Annotated in this window: 19 protein-coding genes and 1 pseudogene; 12 read left to right on the top strand and 8 right to left on the bottom strand. The window is 75.1% G+C overall.

The features are described 5' to 3' along the window. The 6 genes and pseudogenes from C7C46_RS21890 to C7C46_RS21870 form a co-directional block, all read left to right on the top strand. A pseudogene (locus C7C46_RS21890) lies at positions 1-518 on the top strand (hypothetical protein); the annotation flags it as partial. Between the two features lie 3 nt (positions 519-521). Then, the gene (locus C7C46_RS21885; protein ID WP_110671585.1) at positions 522-929 is read left to right on the top strand and encodes a roadblock/LC7 domain-containing protein; all 408 of its coding nucleotides are present in this window, start codon (positions 522-524) and stop codon (positions 927-929) included. Then, positions 926-1,393 carry a DUF742 domain-containing protein gene (locus C7C46_RS21880; protein WP_110671584.1) on the top strand — a complete coding sequence of 156 codons (468 nt, stop codon included), beginning with the start codon at positions 926-928 and terminating at the stop codon, positions 1,391-1,393. The genes C7C46_RS21885 and C7C46_RS21880 overlap by 4 nt, the downstream gene beginning before the upstream one ends. After that, positions 1,374-2,003 (top strand): GTP-binding protein, encoded by a 630-nt coding sequence (locus tag C7C46_RS21875; protein WP_110671583.1) that lies wholly within the window; start codon positions 1,374-1,376, stop codon positions 2,001-2,003. Before C7C46_RS21880 ends, C7C46_RS21875 begins: the two co-directional genes overlap by 20 nt. A 50-nt stretch (positions 2,004-2,053) precedes the next feature. Then, positions 2,054-2,182 carry a hypothetical protein gene (locus tag C7C46_RS37385; protein ID WP_281278574.1) on the top strand — a complete coding sequence of 43 codons (129 nt, stop codon included), beginning with the start codon at positions 2,054-2,056 and terminating at the stop codon, positions 2,180-2,182. Positions 2,183-2,291: 109 nt separating this feature from the next. Next, positions 2,292-2,867, top strand: a complete 576-nt coding sequence (locus C7C46_RS21870) for a winged helix-turn-helix domain-containing protein (protein WP_110671582.1) — start codon at positions 2,292-2,294, stop codon at positions 2,865-2,867. A 70-nt stretch (positions 2,868-2,937) separates the two neighbouring features. Here the strand turns inward: C7C46_RS21870 and C7C46_RS21865 are convergent, their stop codons facing one another. Genes C7C46_RS21865 through C7C46_RS21850 form a run of 4 tightly spaced genes read right to left on the bottom strand, consistent with a single transcriptional unit; the run spans position 2,938 to position 5,556 of the window. After that, positions 2,938-3,930 carry an aldo/keto reductase gene (locus tag C7C46_RS21865; protein WP_110671581.1) on the bottom strand — a complete coding sequence of 331 codons (993 nt, stop codon included), beginning with the start codon at positions 3,928-3,930 and terminating at the stop codon, positions 2,938-2,940. A gap of 29 nt (positions 3,931-3,959) precedes the next feature. After that, entirely contained in the window at positions 3,960-4,622 is a 663-nt protein-coding gene (locus C7C46_RS21860; RefSeq protein ID WP_245984685.1) for an HAD family hydrolase, read from the bottom strand. Between the two features lie 59 nt (positions 4,623-4,681). After that, complete coding sequence (locus tag C7C46_RS21855) at positions 4,682-5,056, bottom strand: transcriptional regulator (protein WP_110671580.1); 375 nt, start codon at positions 5,054-5,056, stop codon at positions 4,682-4,684. Beyond that, positions 5,053-5,556: a hypothetical protein gene (locus C7C46_RS21850; protein ID WP_110671579.1), complete on the bottom strand. Its 504-nt coding sequence runs from the start codon at positions 5,554-5,556 to the stop codon at positions 5,053-5,055. Before C7C46_RS21850 ends, C7C46_RS21855 begins: the two co-directional genes overlap by 4 nt. A 606-nt stretch (positions 5,557-6,162) precedes the next feature. On the opposite strand from C7C46_RS21850, the gene C7C46_RS21840 reads away from it, so the two are divergent. After that, the gene (locus tag C7C46_RS21840) at positions 6,163-6,582 is read left to right on the top strand and encodes a group III truncated hemoglobin (protein ID WP_110671577.1); all 420 of its coding nucleotides are present in this window, start codon (positions 6,163-6,165) and stop codon (positions 6,580-6,582) included. Between the two features lie 7 nt (positions 6,583-6,589). On the opposite strand, the gene C7C46_RS21835 is transcribed toward C7C46_RS21840, so the two are convergent. The 3 genes from C7C46_RS21835 to C7C46_RS21825 all read right to left on the bottom strand — a co-directional run bounded on the left by C7C46_RS21835 (position 6,590) and on the right by C7C46_RS21825 (position 12,258). Beyond that, entirely contained in the window at positions 6,590-9,796 is a 3,207-nt protein-coding gene (locus tag C7C46_RS21835) for an error-prone DNA polymerase (RefSeq protein ID WP_110671576.1), read from the bottom strand. Between the two features lie 85 nt (positions 9,797-9,881). Further along, entirely contained in the window at positions 9,882-11,537 is a 1,656-nt protein-coding gene (locus C7C46_RS21830; protein WP_110671575.1) for a DNA polymerase Y family protein, read from the bottom strand. A 1-nt stretch (position 11,538) separates the two neighbouring features. Continuing rightward, on the bottom strand, positions 11,539-12,258 hold the full coding sequence (locus C7C46_RS21825; protein WP_110671574.1) for a hypothetical protein: 720 nt from the start codon (positions 12,256-12,258) through the stop codon (positions 11,539-11,541). A 400-nt stretch (positions 12,259-12,658) separates the two neighbouring features. Between C7C46_RS21825 and C7C46_RS21820 the strand changes: the two genes are divergently transcribed. From C7C46_RS21820 to C7C46_RS21810, 3 genes are all read left to right on the top strand, one after another. Next, positions 12,659-13,378, top strand: coding sequence for a class I SAM-dependent methyltransferase (locus C7C46_RS21820; protein WP_110671573.1), 720 nt, complete (start codon positions 12,659-12,661; stop codon positions 13,376-13,378). A 104-nt stretch (positions 13,379-13,482) separates the two neighbouring features. Then, positions 13,483-14,013, top strand: coding sequence for a MarR family winged helix-turn-helix transcriptional regulator (locus tag C7C46_RS21815; RefSeq protein WP_110671572.1), 531 nt, complete (start codon positions 13,483-13,485; stop codon positions 14,011-14,013). A 191-nt stretch (positions 14,014-14,204) separates the two neighbouring features. Beyond that, positions 14,205-14,807, top strand: a complete 603-nt coding sequence (locus C7C46_RS21810) for a LysE family transporter (protein ID WP_110671571.1) — start codon at positions 14,205-14,207, stop codon at positions 14,805-14,807. A 76-nt stretch (positions 14,808-14,883) separates the two neighbouring features. Here the strand turns inward: C7C46_RS21810 and C7C46_RS21805 are convergent, their stop codons facing one another. Beyond that, positions 14,884-15,210 carry a tetratricopeptide repeat protein gene (locus C7C46_RS21805; protein WP_110671570.1) on the bottom strand — a complete coding sequence of 109 codons (327 nt, stop codon included), beginning with the start codon at positions 15,208-15,210 and terminating at the stop codon, positions 14,884-14,886. Between the two features lie 233 nt (positions 15,211-15,443). Here C7C46_RS21805 and C7C46_RS21800 point away from each other — a divergent pair, with 233 nt between their 5' ends. Together C7C46_RS21800 and C7C46_RS21795 are read left to right on the top strand one after the other, a co-directional pair. Continuing rightward, positions 15,444-15,851 (top strand): carboxymuconolactone decarboxylase family protein, encoded by a 408-nt coding sequence (locus C7C46_RS21800; RefSeq protein ID WP_110671569.1) that lies wholly within the window; start codon positions 15,444-15,446, stop codon positions 15,849-15,851. Further along, entirely contained in the window at positions 15,848-16,750 is a 903-nt protein-coding gene (locus tag C7C46_RS21795; protein WP_110671568.1) for a phosphotriesterase family protein, read from the top strand. Before C7C46_RS21800 ends, C7C46_RS21795 begins: the two co-directional genes overlap by 4 nt.

Raw genomic sequence — 16,750 nt, 5'->3', positions numbered from 1 at the left:
GCGGGCTGCCGCGCCGGCGGTCGGGCGGGCCGACCCTGGTGCCGCCGCCCGAGGGCTCCGGTCGGCACCGGCGGCTCGAGGAGGCGGCACGGGCTGACGCGGCACGGGCTGACGGGGCGCCAGTGGCCGACGCGCCGCCGGTCGACCCGGCGGTGGGCGCCGAGGTGCCGGGTCCGGTGGCCGGCGGCCTGCTGCCGCGCCGGGTGCGGCAGGCCAACCTCGCCCCGCAACTGCGCGCCGCCGCGGTGGATCCGGCCGAGGGCGAGCGGGCCGCGGCGGCGCGCGAGCGCTCGCCGGAGGAGGCCCGGGCCGCGTTCAGCTCCTTCCAGCGCGGGTTCAGCCGCGGCCGGGCCGAGCCGGGCCCGGTGGTCCCGGCGCCCGACATCCCGTCAGCGGGGCCCGCCGGTTACGCCCCGCCCCCGTTGGCCACCCGGCGCGCCCTCGCGCCGTCCCCCGTACCCCCGGCACTGCCGGTCGCACCAAGCCCAGCACCACCCGCACCAGCGGAAGGATCCTGATCGATGACCGCAATGACCCAGCCGTCCGGCGACCTCAACTGGCTTCTGGATGACCTGGTGGGGCGGGTCGCGTCGCTGCGGCACGCGGTCATCCTCTCCAGCGACGGCCTGGCCACCGGCGCCTCGCAGGGCCTGGGCCGGGAGGACGCCGAGCACCTGGCCGCCGTGGCGGCCGGCTTCCACAGCCTGGCCAAGGGCGCCGGCCGGCACTTCGACGTGGGCGGCGTGCGGCAGACCATGGTGGAGCTGGACGAGGCCTTCCTGTTCATCACCGCCGCCGGTGACGGCAGCTGCCTGGCGGTGCTCAGCGATGCCGACTCCGACATCGGCCAGATCGCCTACGAGATGGCCCTGCTGGTCAAGCGGGTCGGGGAGCACCTGGCCGCCGAACCGCGGAATCCGGCCGGATGAGCGGCAGAGCGCCCGAGGACGACCCGGTGGAGTCGGCGGACGCGCCGTCCGAGGCCACCGGGCCGGCGGTGCCCGGGCAGCCGGCCGACCGCTGGTACGACGACGAGGCGGGCCCGATGGTCCGGCTCTTCTCGCTCACCCGCGGTCGCACCCGCCCGGCCGGTGACGGCTACTTCGACCTGATCTCGATGGTCTCGGCCAGGTCCGCCGCCGACCGTGACCCGCTGCTGCCCGAACCGGTGCTCGATCCGGAGCACCAGGCGATCCTCGACCTGTGCGCCGACGAGCCGCTCTCGGTCGCCGAGCTCGGCTCCTACACCGACCTGCCGGTCAGCGTGGTCCGGGTGCTGCTCGGGGACCTCGACGACGCCGAGCTGATCGACGTCACCCGCCCTGTCCCGCTCGCCGAACTGCCGGACGAGCACCTGCTCCGGGAAGTGATCAATGGCCTCCGCGCACTCTGACGGCACGGCTGGTACCGCCGGCCCGGGCGGCCCGACCGGCGAGGCCGGGAACCGGCTGCCCGGCGGGATCTCGCTGAAGATCCTGGTGGCCGGCGGCTTCGGGGTGGGCAAGACCACCATGGTCGGCTCGGTGAGCGAGATCCGGCCGCTGCGCACCGAGGAGCGGCTCAGCGAGGCCGGTCGGCCGCTGGACGACCTGGTCGGGGTGGAGGGCAAGGACACCACCACGGTGGCGATGGACTTCGGCCGGATCGACCTGCGGCCCGGGCTCGCGCTCTACCTGTTCGGCACCCCGGGGCAGGACCGGTTCTGGTTCGTCTGGGACGAGTTGGCGCGCGGTTCGCTGGGCGCGGTGGTACTGGCCGACACCCGGCGGCTGGCCGACTGCTTCCCCTCGGTGGACTTCTTCGAGCAGCGCGGGATCCCGTTCGTGATCGCGGTGAACTGCTTCGAGGGCACCGAGGTCTTCGCGGCCGAGGACGTGCGGTCCGCACTGGACCTGGACCCCGAGGTGCCGGTGCTGCTGTGCGACGCGCGCCGCCGGGAGGACTCGCGGGACGTGCTGGTGCGGCTGGTGGAGCACGCGGCGGCCCGGCGCCGAGTCGGCTGACAGGCCGTCGGGCATGGTCCGGGGCGCGGGGATCTGGTTGAATGGGGGCCATGCCTACCACCGTGGACGCGAGCCGAGGTCGTCAGGACCTCGAGCCGTTCTGGCCGTCCCGGCAGCCGCACCTCTTCGACCAGATCTGTCCGGGCGCGCAGCGCGCGTCCCGGCTCGCGCACCGCTGATCGGCCCCCAGCAGTATCCCGGGCCCTGACGATCGCGGTGCGGACAGCAGAGTCCTACCGACGCGCAGACGACGTCCACCCACACGTTCTCGCGCGAAAGAGCTGCCTCATGTCCTCCTCGACGGCCATTCTGACCCCGCCCCTCCTGTCCACCCCGCACCTGCGCCCGGTGCCCAATCCGCCGCTGCAGCTGGTCCCCGACGCCCCGATCGCCCCCGAGCTGCACGGTTCACTGCCGGACGGGGCCACCGTGGTGGCGGCCCTGCCGCCGTCCGCACTCGCCCAGTACGGCGCACCGCAGGGGGACCGGCCGATGGTCGGCTACCTGGTGCTGGTGCCCGCCGCCGCCCCCGAGCCCGCCGCCGGTCCGGTGGCCGCGCCGACCCCGAGTCCGCACGGCATCTCGGTCGACCCGGACCGCCGGACCGCCCACGTGGACGGCGAGCTGCTCGACCTCACCTACCTGGAGTTCGAACTGCTCGCCCACCTGACCCAGCACCCGCAGCGGGTGCACACCCGCGACCAGTTGGTCAGCACGGTCTGGGGCTACGGCCACGTCGGCGACGGCCGCACGGTGGACGTCCACGTGGCCCGGCTGCGCCGCAAGTTGGGCGCCGGTCACCGCGCCAGCATCGTCACGGTGCGCCGGGTCGGCTACAAGTACGTTCCGTTCAACCAGGGCTGACGCACCGTCAGTCGAATCCGTCCGGGCCCGGCCGCTGAGCAGCAGCGGCCGGGCCCGGTCCGTTGCCGGATCAGCCGGCCAGCCGGTCGATCTCGGCCAGCTCGTCGGCGGTCAGCGGTCCGGCCGCCAGCGCGTCGAGGTTCTGGTCGAGCTGGGCCACGCTGCTGGCGCCGATGATCACCGAGACCACCCGCTCGTCCCGCAGCACCCAGCTCAGCGCCAGCTGGGCCAGGCTCTGGCCGCGCCGCTCGGCGACCTTGGCCAGCGCCCGCAGCTGCTCCAGCTTCTGCGGGGTGAGGGCCTGCTCCTTGAGGAAGTGGCCCACCGACATCCGCGAGCCGGCCGGCACCTGGCCGCTCAGGTAGCGGTCCGTCAGCAGGCCCTGGGCCAGCGGGGAGTAGGCGATCAGCGCGGTCTGGGTCTCGCCGACCGCGTCCAGCACGCCCTCGTGCTCGGGCCGGCGGTCCAGGATCGAGTAGGCGCTCTGGTTGAGCAGCGCGGGGGTGCCCAGCTCGCGCAGGATCGCCACCGCCTCGCGGTGCTGCTCGGCCGGGTAGTTGGAGATCGCCGCGTACAGCGCCTTGCCCTGGCGCACCGCGGTGGCCAGCGCGCCCATGGTCTCCTCCAGCGGGGTGCCGGGGTCGTAGCGGTGCGAGTAGAAGACGTCCACGTAGTCCAGGCCCATCCGGCCCAGCGACTGGTCCAGGCTGGCCAGCAGGTACTTGCGGCTGCCGCCGTCGCCGTACGGGCCGGGCCACATGTCCCAGCCGGCCTTGCTGGCGATGAACAGCTCGTCCCGGTACGGGCGGAAGTCCTGGGCGAACAGGTGGCCGAAGTTCTTCTCCGCCGAGCCGTACGGCGGGCCGTAGTTGTTCGCCAGGTCGAAGTGGGTCACCCCGCGGTCGAAGGCCCGGCGCAGGACCGCGCGCTGTACCTCCAGGGGCTGCGAGTCACCGAAGTTGTGCCACAGGCCGAGCGAGACGGCGGGCAGTTGCACGCCGCTGCGCCCGGCGCGGCGGTAGGTCATCGAGGCGTAGCGGGAGTCGGCCGCGAGGTAGCTCATGGCCGCCATCCTGCCAGTTCGCGGGGGGACTACGCTGCTGCTGGGCCCGGGTGGGCGGCCAGGAGTTCCGGCAGCTTGCGCATGTCGTCGAAGAGGACCCGGCCCGGGCCGGTCAGGCGGGTGGCCGGGTTGACGCCGCCGGTGTAGGCGAAGGCGGGGATGCCGGCCGCGTTGGCCGCGGCCAGGCCGTGCGGGCTGTCCTCGATCACCACGCAGCGGGCCGGGTCGGCGCCCAAGGTGCGGGCCGCGTGCAGGAACAGGTCGGGGGCCGGCTTGCCGCGGGCCACGTCCTCGGCGCCGCTGAAGATCCGCCCGGCGAACCGCTCGTACAGCCCGGTCAGACCCAGGCCCCGGCGCAGCCAGCGGTGGCTGCTGTTGGAGGCCACGCAGTCGGGCAGGCCGAGCTGGGCCAGCACCGCGGTGATCCCCTCGACCGGGGCCAGCCGCTCCTCGGTCAGCCGGGTGTGCAGCGGCCGGTACTCCTCCCACCAGTCGGCGGGCAGGCTGCGGCCGAGCAGTTGCTCCAGCGCCGCCGTCTTCGCCCGGTGCGAGAGGCCGACGAACCGTTCGACGATCTCCTGCTCGCCCATCGGCAGGCCGAGCGCCGCCAGCGCCACCTTGTCCACCTCGACACCGATCGGCTCGCTGTCGATCAGTACGCCGTCACAGTCGAAGATCACCAGTTCGATCACCCGAGCAGCCTACGGGCTGTCCCGTCCCCACGGTGCGCGCTGCCCGCCCCGGACCTGGATCACCCGGTCGGGTTCGCCTCGGCCTCGGGGTGATCCGCGGCGGCCTGCTGGGCGCGGTCCGCGATCTGCTGGAGGGCGGCCAGGTGTGCGCGCAGCCGTTCCCGGCCGGCCGCGGTGGCCCGCACCCAGGTGCGGGGCCGCTTGCCGACGTGGCCCTTGCGGATCTCCACGAACTCGGCGTTGTCGAGCGTGGTGAGCTGCTTGGACAGGGCGGAGTCGCTCAGCCGCGCCTGGTCACGGACGAAGGCGAACTCGCACCAGGTGGTGGCGGAGACCAGGGAGACGATGGTCAACCTGGTCGGGTCCAGGAGGAGTTGCTCCAGGCCGAGGAGGGCGTCGGGCGCGCCGCCGGCCGGCCGGCCGGTCGCGCTCATCGGGCCGCCACGCGACGAGCCGTCCGGCGCACCACCACGTTGATCAGCAGGCCCGCGGCGACGCTGAAGACGGCGTACGGGAGAGCCGAGGCGGTGTACGGATGGTCGCGGACCCAGGCGGGCATACCGGAGCCGGTCAGCAGGCGGCGCAGGGCAGGTCCGGCAAAGAGCTGGACGGCGCCGAAAGCGAGCCCGATCAGCAGGACGGGCAGCCAGGCGTACCCGGGCAGGGCGCTGCGGTGCAGGGCGCCGGCGGCTGCGGCGACGCGGGGGCTGCGACGCCCGGCGACGACCCAGGCGACGGCGAGGGCGCCGAGCCCGAGGGCGGCGACCTCCTGGGCGGTGGAACCGAAGTCGTTGGCGGCGGCGAACAGTGCCAGGACGGCGCCGAGTGCGGCCCACAGCCACCAGGGCGTGCGGAGTGCGTCGGCGCTGTCGAGGCGGGCCTGGCGGGCCCGGGCCAGCGCTTCTCGGGCCTCGGCGGGGCTGGGCCTGTCCATGGCATTCCTCCTCGCGCCAGTACTTTCCTATAGGGAAAGTAGCAGGTACTTTCCCATGCGGCAAGTACTGCTCGCATCGGAAACTGCCCGAGCGCCCCCGGCTCGCCCGCCTCGGCGACACGGTGGCCGACCCCGGGGTGAGTGGCGCGGAGGAAGGTCGGGCGGGCAGGGTGGTGCCATGTCCGAACGCCGCAACCGCCGACGCCTGCACGCACGAGCCCGCTCCCTCGGGGTCCCCGTCGACCAAGTTCCCCGCCGAGGTACCCCGAGGGAGCGGTCCGGCCGATCGATCTCCACCCTTTCCGGGGATGCGCCGCGGTGGCAGGACACCGAGACCCCGGACCGCGACCTGCCGCTCCTCCAGGACGACCCGAACGATCGGAGCGGGCTGGAAGGCTTCGTGCCTCGCCGGCCCCGGACCGTGAGTTGCTGCGAGGTCGTCCTCACCCGAAAGGTGACGGAGGGCGGCACCGTCGTCATGCTCACCACCCACCGCGTCGAGTGCCCGGTCTGGTCCTCACGCCCGTAGCAGCGGCCGCGACGGCGCCACTTCTGAAACAGGCCTAGTACGGTGGAGGCCCGGCACCGGCGAGGAGGGGTATCCGGATGCGTCCCGACATCACCGACCGCGCGGACCTGGTGGACCTGCTGCGCCGGTTCTACGCGGCCGCCTTCGCCGACCCGCTGATCGGCCCGCGGTTCGCGGGGATGGACCTGGTGGCCCACCTGCCGCACATCGCCGACTTCTGGGCCGTGGCGCTGCTGCGCTCGGGCGAGTACCGGCGCAACCTGTTCGCTCCGCACGCCGCGCTGCCGCTGACCGCCGAGCACTACGGGCGCTGGGTGCAGCTGTGGGCCGCCGCCGTGGACGGCCGGCACCAGGGGCCGGTGGCGGAGCGGGCCAAGGCGCAGGCGCAGCGCATCGCGCGCGCGATGATCCGCCGCAGCACCGGCGAGGACCCGGCCACCGGCGGGGCGGGCGGCTTCGTCCCGGTCTCGGCGCTGCTGCTGCGCAGCGCCTCGTAGTCAACGGTCAGGCCACCGCCACCCGCAGTGGTGAGATCCGGGTGGCGACCACGTTGACCGCGCCCTGGTTGCGCTCCAGCCGGCCGTGGATCAGCAGGCCGGCCCGGTCCAGGGCGGTGCGGCGGTGCGGCTCCCAGACCGGGCGGTTGCAGACCACGTTGATCAGCCCGGTCTCGTCCTCCAGGCTGAGGAAGAGCACCCCGCCGGCCGTCGGCGGCCGCTGCCGGTGTGTCACCAGCCCCCCGATGATCAGCTCCTGGCCGTGCGGCAGGCCGGCCAGCTGCTCGGCGGTGACCGCGCCGATGTGCCGCAGCGCCGGACGCACGTGCTCCACGGGGTGGCTGTCGGCCGAGGCGCCGGTCGCCCACAGGTCGGCGATGGTCTCCTCCACCGGCGTCATCGCGGGCAGTTCCGGCGCCTCGGTGCCCGGCGTGCTGCCCGGCAGCAGCTCGCCCGCCTGGCGTACCGCCAACGCACCTGCGGCCCAGAGCGCCTGACGCCTGGTCAGTCCGAAGCAGCGGAACGCCCCGGCGGTGGCCAGCGCCTCCAGCACCGGGGCCGGCAGCGCGGTGCGGTGCGCGAAGTCCTCCAGGTCCCGGTACGGCTGCCCGGCCGCCACCCGGGCCGCCTGCTCCTCGCCCAGCCCGCGCACCGAAGCCAGGCCGAGCCGGATCGCCGGGGCGTCCCCGGGCCCCTCCAGACTCGGGCCCGCCGCGCTGGTGTTGGCGTCCACGGGGTGGACCGTGACCCCGTGCCGGCGGGCGTCCGAGATCAGGCTGAGCGGGGAGTAGAAGCCCATCGGCTGGTTGGCCAGCAGCGCGCAGGTGAAGGCGGCCGGGTAGTGGTACTTCAACCAGGCGCTGGCGTACACCAGGTAGGCGAAGCTGATCGAATGGCTCTCCGGGAAGCCGTAGTTGGAGAAGGCCTCGATCTTGGTGAAGACGTCCTCGGCCACCTCGGCCGGGATGCCGCGCTCGGCCATCCCGTCCAGCAGCCGCTGGCGCAGCTCGGCCACCCGCTGGTGGGACCGCTTGGCGCCCATCGCCTGGCGCAGCCGGTCCGCCTCGGCGCCGGTGAACCCGGCGCAGTCGATGGCCAGTTGCATCATCTGCTCCTGGAACAGCGGGACCCCGAGGGTCTTGTCCAGGGCCCGCTTCATCAGCGGGTGCGGGCAGTCGGGGGCCTCCTGGCCGGCCCGGCGGCGCAGGTACGGGTGGACCGAGCCGCCCTGGATCGGACCCGGGCGGATCAGTGCGACCTCCACCACCAGGTCGTAGAACTCGCGCGGCTTGAGCCGGGGCAGGGTGGACATCTGGGCCCGCGACTCGACCTGGAAGACGCCCACCGTGTCGGCCCGGCAGAGCATCTCGTAGACCGCCGCGTCATCCGGCGGGATGCTCGCCAGGTCCAGCCGGCGGCCGTGGTGGGCCGCGACCAGGTCGCAGGTGTCGTGCAGGGCGGAGAGCATGCCCAGGCCGAGCAGGTCGATCTTGACCAGGCCGGCGCCCGCGGTGGACTCCTTGTCCCACTGCAGCACCGAGCGGCCCGGCATCCGGGCCCATTCGGTGGGGCAGATCTGGCCGATCGGCTCCCGGGTGAGCACCATGCCGCCGGAGTGGATGCCCAGGTGGCGCGGCAGGCCGTGCAGTTGGGCGCCGAGTTCGAGCACGTCGGCGGGGATCACCGCGTCCTCGCCCGGTGGCCCGTAGAAGTCCACCTGCCGGGAGAAGGCGTTCACCTGCTCCATTGGGTACCCCAGTACGCGGGCTGCGTCGCGCAGGGCCAGCCGGGGGCGGTAGGTGATCACGTTGGCCACCTGGGCGGCGTGCCCGCGCCCGTAGCGCTGGTAGACGTACTGGATCACCTCCTCGCGTCGGCGGTGCTCGATGTCCAGGTCGATGTCGGGTGGGCCGTCCCGCTCCATGCTCAGGAAGCGCTCGAACAGCAGCTGGTAGCGGATCGGGTCCACGGCGGTGATGCCCAGCGCGTAGCAGACCGCCGAGTTGGCGGCCGAGCCGCGGCCCTGGCACCAGATGCCGGTAGTGCGGCAGAACTCCACCAGGTCGTGCACGATGAGGAAGTAGCCGGCCAGCTCCAGGCGTTCGATCACGTCCAGCTCCTTGGCCAACTGGGCGTGGGCCTCGGGGTGTTCGGCCGCGGTGCCGAAGCGGGCCGCGGCGCCGCGCAGGGTGAGCTCGCGCAGCAGGCCGAACTCGGTCCCGCCCTCGGGCACCGGGAAGCCGGGCAACTGGGGCGTCAGCCTGGCGAACTCGAAGGCGCAGTCGCGCCCGAGCGCGGCGGTGGCGGCCAGCACACCGGGGAACCGGGCCAGCCGCCGGGCCATCTCGACGCCCGAGCGCAGGTGCGCGGTGCCGGCCGCCCTGGTCCAGCCGGCCGCCTCCCGCACGGTGCGCCGGGCCTGCAGCGCGGCCAGCCCCTGGGCCAACCGCCCCTCGCCCGGGGTGGCGTGGTGCACGTTGTTGGAGGCCACGGTGGCCAGGCCGGCCCGGGCGGCGAGCGCGGCCAGCCGGTCGTTGCGCGGGTCGTCCCCGGGCAGGCGGTGGTCGATCAACTCGACGAAGACGTTCTCCCGGCCGAACGCCTCGGCCAGCTCGAGCAGTTCGCGCAGCGCCGGGCCCTCGCCGCCGTCCCGCAGGGCCCGCCGGACCCGGCCGGAGCGGCAGCCGGTGAGCACCGCCCACTCACCGCCGTGTGCCCCGGCCAGCCGGTCGAAGGCGTAGACCGGGCGGTTCTTGCCCTCGCCGGCCAGTTGGGCGGCGGCGATCTCGGCGGAGAGCCGGCGGTACCCGGTGGGGGAGCGGGCCAGCACCAGCAGGTGCTCGCCGGGCAGGCCGGAGGCCGCGCGCAGGCCGAGCTCGGCGCCGAAGACGGTGCGCAGGCCGGTGCCCGCGGCGGCCTGGCTGAGCCGGACCGCGCCGTACAGGCCGTCGTGGTCGGTCACCGCCAGGCTCTCCACGCCCAGCCGCAGGGCCTCGGCGACCAGGTCCTCCGGTTCGCTCGCGCCGTCCAGGAAGCTGAACGCGGAGTGCACGTGCAGCTCGGCCCAGGGCAGCACGGTGGCGGGGTCCGGGCGCGGCGGCGGGGCCGGGGGTGTGCGGGGCGGCTCGGGCGCGGCGGCGTCCCGGCCGGCCGGGACGGTCATCCGGTGGCGCAACTGGGGCCAGGAGAGGTGGTGCTGGCTGTCGAAGCCCATGGTGCGGGGGTCCTTGCTCGGTACACACGTGCTGATGGTGCGTCGCTACTGATGGTTGCTGAGGGTGCGTCGGACTGGCGCCGCGTCAGGCATAGGCGCCCTCCACCGCCCATGCGCCGCCCTCCAGGACCAGCAGCAGCGCCCGCCCGTCGGCCAGGGTCACCTGGAACCGGGCCCGGCGGCGGGCCCGCTGCGGGTCCCACCAGCGCTCGACGGCCGGCCAGGGCCCGGCCCAGGCGGTGACCACCGAGATCCGGCCGGCCAGCACCAGCTGGGTGGGCGCTGACGAGACCTCGGCCCGACCGGTCACCCCGACCGGCTGCCCGGCCGCGTCCAGCACGGTCACCGGCACCGGCTCCGGCGGCACCCAGCCCGGCGCGGGGTGGCCGAGCCGGCCCGGCCAGGGCGCGTCCCGGTCGGCGGGCGCCTCCGGTTCCTCGCCCCAGACCACTCTGGCCAGCACCTCGTCCGGACCGCGCCCGCCGACCCGCTCCACCCGGGTCAGCCCGCCGTAGCCGAGCAGCGCCTGCACCCGGGCGGCGGCCCGCTCCACCCGGTCGGCGGCCAGCGCCTGCCCCCACAGCGCGAGCTGCCGGCCGTGGTCGGCCACCAGCTCGTCCGGGACCAGCCGCAGTGCGGTGAACCCCCCGGCCGTCGGCCCGAACTGGCCCGAGGTCTGCCAGGCCTGCAACTGCCAGCGCACCCGTTCGGCCAGCGCGGCCGGGGGCAGCCGGCCCTCGTGCTGCCAGAGCCGGGCCGCCGAACTGCCGTCCGCGCAGCTCACCTCGACCGAGACCCGGCGGCAGGCCAGGCCGGCGCCGGCCAGCTGCTGGTGCAACTGCTCGGCCAGCGTCCGGCCGACGAAGACCAGTGGCTCGGCCAGCAGCTCCGGCGGGTCGAACAGCTGCTCCACCGCGAGCTCCGGGCCCGGCCCGCGGGTGGCCGGCAGCCGGGCCTCCAGGCCGCGGGCCAGCCGGTGCGCGGCCAGCCCGGCGGGGCCGAACCGGTCGGCCACGGCGTGGACGGGCAGCCGGGCCAGGTCGCCGAGGGTGGGCAGGCCGAGCCGGACCAGCAGCTCGGCCAGCTGCCGGTCGGCGCTCTGCCGCCCGGCGCCCTGCTGATCGGAGCCGTGCTGGTCGGCGAGGACGCCGACCGGGTACGGGGCGAGGAACTCCGCGGTGCGGCCGGCCGGGACCAGCACCTCGGCCCGGGCGGCGAGCACGGCGGCGAAGACGCCGTCGGCGATGCCGATCCGGGGCAGCGGGGTCTGCGGCGCGGGCTGCTGCTCCGGCGGGCGGGCCGGCCCGCCCCAGTCGCCGGCCCGGTCGGGCCCGGGCTCGGGGCTCAGCTCGGCCAGCCGCTCGTACAGCAGCGCGGCCAGCTCCTGCTCGCCGCCGAAGTAGCGGGCCGGCCCCTTGACCGCGAGCGCGCACAGGCCGGGGCGCAGCACCTCCACCCGGGGGGTGAACTCCTCGACGGCGGCCAGCACCGGCTCGAACCGGCGGGTCTCGGCCGCCGGGTCCCGTTCGCGCAGCCGCAGCTCGGGGCAGAGCCGGTGGGCCAGCCGCAGCCGCTGGCCGCGCCGCACCCCGGCCAGCCGGGCCCCGTCGGAGCAGGCCAGCACCCGGCCGTCCGCGACCACCGCCACCTCGCCCGCCGCGGCCCCGCCGGTGGCGGTGATCGGCCAGTCGGGGTACCAGAGGACCAGGACGCGCGCCGCGCCGCTCTCGTCGCCAGCCATGTCACACCGCCGTCAGCCGGCCCCGCCCCACCGCGTCGCCCGACGGCTGCCCGCCGGACCCCACCCCGACCGCGGCGGGCGCGAGGGCGCCGCCCCGAGTACCGTCCGCCTCGGCCTGCTCGGCCGGGGTCAGCGCACGGACCACGCCGTGCTCGTCGGGCAGCCAGAGCCACCCGGACCGCCCGCGCGCGGCGGCGCCCCGGCCCTCCACCAGGACCTCGGCCTGCCGCCCGGCCAGCAGGCCGTGCCCCGCCCCCAGACCCACCCAGCGGCTGCGCCGCACGCTCAGCCGCAGCGCGGCCCCCGGCCAGTCGCCGGCCACCAGCAGCACGCACCCGGTGCGCCGCAGCACCGCCCCGAGCCGGGCCGCCAGCTGCGGAGCCACCTCGCCGGGCGGGCGCAGCAGGACCACCTCGACCCCGCCGGCCAGCGCGGCCACCACCTCGGGCCACTGCCGGCCGGGGCGGTCGGCGAGCAGCAGCCGGCCGGGGTCGATGCCGTACCCGGTGGCCGCGAGCAGCCCGAGCTCCGGCAGCCCCACGGCGGCGCACCACCCGTCCCGCTCCGGACCGGCCCCGGTCGCCAGCGCCAGCAGCAGGCCGGCGTCCCCCGCCACGGAGACCGCGGTGCCCCGCTTGATCCCGGGCAGCAGCCCGCCCAGCACCGGTCCGCCCTCGATCGGCGCCGGCGCCGCGTGCGGGAGAAGTACGGGGGTGGCCACGAGGTCAAGGATCGAACATTCGTTCGCCAAGATTCAAGTCGAAATCGAACGATCGAGCGATTTTCTCGGAAGTGACGGAACGTGACCGTGCCACTGCGATGTGACGGAGTCCCACGCCGTCCCGGCGGAGCCTCGGCTCCGCCGGGACGGCGGCTCGGTGCCGATGGCGGTCGACGGCAGCCGGCGTCGCCGCGCTCTACAAGGCCGCCAGCGGCGGCCTGCCCCCGGCTGCCCTGAAGTCGTGGATCCTCACCCGCGCGACCCAGAACGCGATCCCCCACAACCGCCCGCAGCAGGGCAGCAGCATCCTGACCTGCACGCCCAGCCTGCTGCTCAACGCCGGTGGCCGGTAAGGGAAAACCGCGGGTGGTCGAGCGGCGTCGGCGGGTACGGTCGCGCCATGGCCAACGAGTTCGACCACCCGCTGCTGGCAGCGCTCTACGACCCGCTCGACCCCGACCGCGGCGACCTGCCCGCCTACCTGGAGATCGCCGAACAGCTCGGCGCCGGGCGGGTGTTGGACATCGGCTGCGGGACCGGGGTCTTCGCGCTGCTGCTCGCGGAGCTCGGGGTGGCGGTGGTCGGGGTCGACCCGGCCGCGGCGTCCGTCGAGGTGGCCCGGGGCAAGCCCGGTGCCGAGCGGGTGCGCTGGCTGGTCGGTGACGCGACGACGCTGCCCCCGCTCCAGGCCGACCTCGCCACCATGACGGCGAACACCGCCCAGCAGATCACCGACCCCGCCCAGTGGCGGGCCACCCTCGCGGGGGCGCACGACGCCCTGCGCCCCGGCGGCCACCTGGTGTTCGAGACCCGCGACCCGGCCCGCCGCGCCTGGGAGCAGTGGAACCGCGCCGACTCCTACCGGGTCACCGAGCTCCCGGACTTCGGCGCGGTGGAGAGCTGGGTCGAACTCCTCGACGTGTCGGGCCCCTTGGTGAGCTTTCGATGGCACTACGCCTTCGCCGCCGACGGCCGCCGGCTGATCTCCGACTCGACCCTGCGCTTCCGCAGTCGCGACGAGGTGGCCGCCGACCTGGCCGCCCAGGGCTACCAACTGCGCGAGGTCCGCGACGCCCCGGATCGCCCGGGCAAGGAACTGGTCTTCCTCGCCCAGCGGTGACGCTCCGTCTACTGTTCACCACGAAACCGCCCCTGATGGCCTGCCACTGTTCACGGAGCGTGAGATCGGCTAGAGTGATATTCAACTAAGAATGAGGTATATAAATGTCCGCCCCCCATCCCACCGACCCCGACGGCCACCGCTACGCCCCCGCCGTCCGGTCGGCGATGAGCGTGTTCACGCAAGGGGGTGACACGCTCGCCCTGGAGACGGCGGCGGCGGTGCGGTCGGCGGCGCAGGCGGTCGAGCGGCTGCGGGGGCAGGGCGTTGACGGGCGCGGGGTGAGCGCGGGAGCGCTGGACGTGCTGGTGCGCCTGAGCAGCGCCGGCGCCGAGGGGTTGAGCATCGGCGAGCTGGCTCGGGCCGGCGGGGTGAGCTCGCGCAACGTCACCGGACTGGTGGACACCCTGGAGCGCGAGCGGCTCGCCGCCCGCGGGGCCGATCCGCAGGACCGCCGCTCCGTCCGGGTGCACCTCACCGTGGCCGGCCAGGACTGGCTCGCCGCCTTCCGCGAGCCCAGTCGGCGCGCCATGGCTGCCCTGTTCGACGGTTGCACCCCGCAGGAGCTGGCCCAACTGCGCCACCTGTGCCTGCGCCTGGTGGAGAACCAGCAGCGGATCGAACGAGGGCAGTGAGCAGTGCCGGAGGCGGTCGGGGGGAGCTGTAGCGGACCCGCCAAAACCGTTTGCCCCGCCCGTGCTCCCGCGAGCAGCATGTCCCGCATGACCACGACGCTGCCACCGCGCCCGCTCACCCGCCGCCACGCGGAAGCCGCGCGCCGACAGCAGACCGCCTTCTCGCCGGAGCGGACCATACCCGCCGCGCCGTGACGGGCGCGCTGCTGGCCGGCCTGTGGGCCGGCTACGGGATCGCGGTGCCGGTGGGTGCGATCGGCGCGCTGCTGGTGGGCTTGGCCGCGCGGGCCGGCTGGCGGGTCGCCTCGGCCGCCGCACTCGGGGTGGCGACGGCCGACGGGGTGTACGCGGCGCTTGCCGTGCTCGGCGGCCAGGGGCTGGTGGAGATCCTGGAGCCGGTGTCGACTCCCTTGCGCTGGGCGGCCGTTGCCGTGCTGCTGGTGATCGCCGCGCGGACCGCCCGGGCTGCCCGCCGCAGTGCCGGCACCAGTCCTTCGGTGCTGGCGGCCTCCCCCTCGCGCGCCTACCTGGCCCTGCTCGGGCTGACCCTGCTCAATCCGGCCACCGTCGTCTACTTCGCGGCCCTGGTCCTCGGCGGCCGGGTGGCCCACCCGGGCAGCGCGACCCTCTTCGTGCTGGCCGCCTTCCTGGCCTCGGCCTCCTGGCAGCTGCTGCTCGCCACCGGCGGCTCCGTCCTGGGCCGCCTCCTCACCACCCCCGGCGCCCGCCTGGCCACCGCCCTGCTCGCCAGTGCCCTGATCGCAGGCCTCGCCCTGCGGCTGCTGTTCCAGTAGCCGCAGGCGCGGACCCAGGGAGCCGCCCGCCCGCGTGGGGGTGCGGGCGGGCGGCGGTTCGTGGGGGACGGCCGGGTCAGGCGCCGGGGTCGGTCATCGCGGCGGCCAGGCGCAGGTGCGGGCGGGCCTGGTCGGGGTGGCCCTGGCGTTCCAGAGTGCGGCCGAGCATCAGGTGCGCGTAGCTCTCGGCCGGATCCTGCTCCAGGACCCGGCGCAGCTCGGCGGCGGCGCGGTTCAGCTGGGCGGAGTGGTAGAAGCTGCGGGCCAGCAGCAGCCGGGCGGCCAGCTGCCCGGGCTCGGCGGTGACGAGCGGCTCCAGGATGAGAGCCGCGTCCGCGTAGGCCTTGGCATCGAAGAACAGCTGCGCCCGGGCGTACTCCTCGGCGGGGGAGAGGGCTTTCACGGTCTTGACTCCCTTCGGTGTATTCGGACTACCGGCCCGGACAACAACGCATGAAGATTCAACTATTCCGGCACCCTATCGTCCCTTCCCCCCGTGCTGTCCAGCCTTTTTCGGCGGCGTCGGTGCACGTCGGTGCCGATGCCCGCGCACGTTCAGGGGGCCGCCTCTGGTGCTCTGTACCTACTAGTATGTACAGTCTGCGGCAGCAACCGTGTCAGAGAAAGGGCGGCACCATGACCGTCGAAACCTCCCTCACCCCGGCCGTGGTCGACCGCGCGGCCGGCTACCGGACCCTGGACGAGTACCAGGACGAGGCCACCCAGCTCGCCGCGCTGCCCGCGCTGGAGCGGATCGCCCCGGGGTTCCCGGACTGGATCGTCACCAGCCTGTTCGGCGGCACCTACCAGCGCCCGGGGCTCACCCCGGCCGAGCGCCAGCTGGTGAACATCGCCACCCTGGCCGTCCTCGGCGGGGTGGACCCGCAGCTGACCGGGCACATCCGCAGCGCCCTGCGGGTCGGGCTGAGCCGGGAGCAGGTGGTGGAGGTACTGGTGCACCAGGCGCCGTACATCGGTGCGCCGAAGGCGCTGGCCGCGCTGCGGGTGGCGGCGGCGACCTTCGAAGGGCTGGACGCGCAGTGAAGCTGATCCGCACCGTGCTCGGTGACCTCGACCCCGCCGAGTTCGGCCTGTGCAACGCGCACGACCACCTGTTCTTCCGCAGCGCCCTGCTGCCTGGCCAGGAGCTGGACGACCGGGCGGCTGCCGCCGCCGAGCTGGCCGCCTTCCGGGCGGCCGGCGGGCGCGCGGTGGTGCAGTGGACGCCGCACGGGCTGGGCCGGCACGCGGGCGAGCTGCCGGGACTGGCCCGCGAGAGCGGGGTCCACCTGGTGGCCGCCACCGGCCTGCACCGCGCGGCGCACTACGAGCGGCTGCCGGCGATGGAGACGCTGGCCGAGCTGTTCACCGCCGAGCTGACCGAGGGGATCACCGACGGGGTCCGGGCCGGCCTGATCAAGGTGGCCGGCGCCTTCCACCGCCTCGACGCGCACGCGACGGCCACCCTGCACGCGGCCGCCGCCGCCCACCACGCCACCGGCGCGCCGATCGCGGTGCACCACGAGCACGGCAGCGCCGCCGCCGAGGTGCTCACGCTGCTCTGCACCGAGCTGGGGGTGCCCGCGAGCAGCGTGATCCTGGGGCACCTCAACCGCGCCCCCGACGCCGGCCTGGTCCGCGAGCTCGCCGCCGCCGGCGCCTACCTGGCCGTGGACGGCCCGTCCCGCGCCAACCACGCGACCGACTGGCGGCTGCCCGAGCTGCTCGCCGAACTCGTCGGCGCCGGCCACGCCCACCAGTTGCTGCTCGGCGGCGACACCACCACGGCTGCGGCCCGCTCGGTGAGCGCCGACGGCCCGGGCATGCCGCACCTGCTCACCGGGCTGCGGCCCCGCCTGACCCGGCTCCTGGGCGAGCAGGCGGTGGAGCTGATGCTGCGCCAGAACCCGGCCCGCGCCTTCGCCGTGGCCTGGCGCGCCTGA

This window comes from Streptomyces tateyamensis, from assembly GCF_003205575.1.
Classification (GTDB): domain Bacteria; phylum Actinomycetota; class Actinomycetes; order Streptomycetales; family Streptomycetaceae; genus Kitasatospora; species Kitasatospora tateyamensis.
The sequence above is the reverse complement of the archived record's forward strand: the minus strand, read 5'-3'. Positions and strand labels throughout refer to the sequence as shown.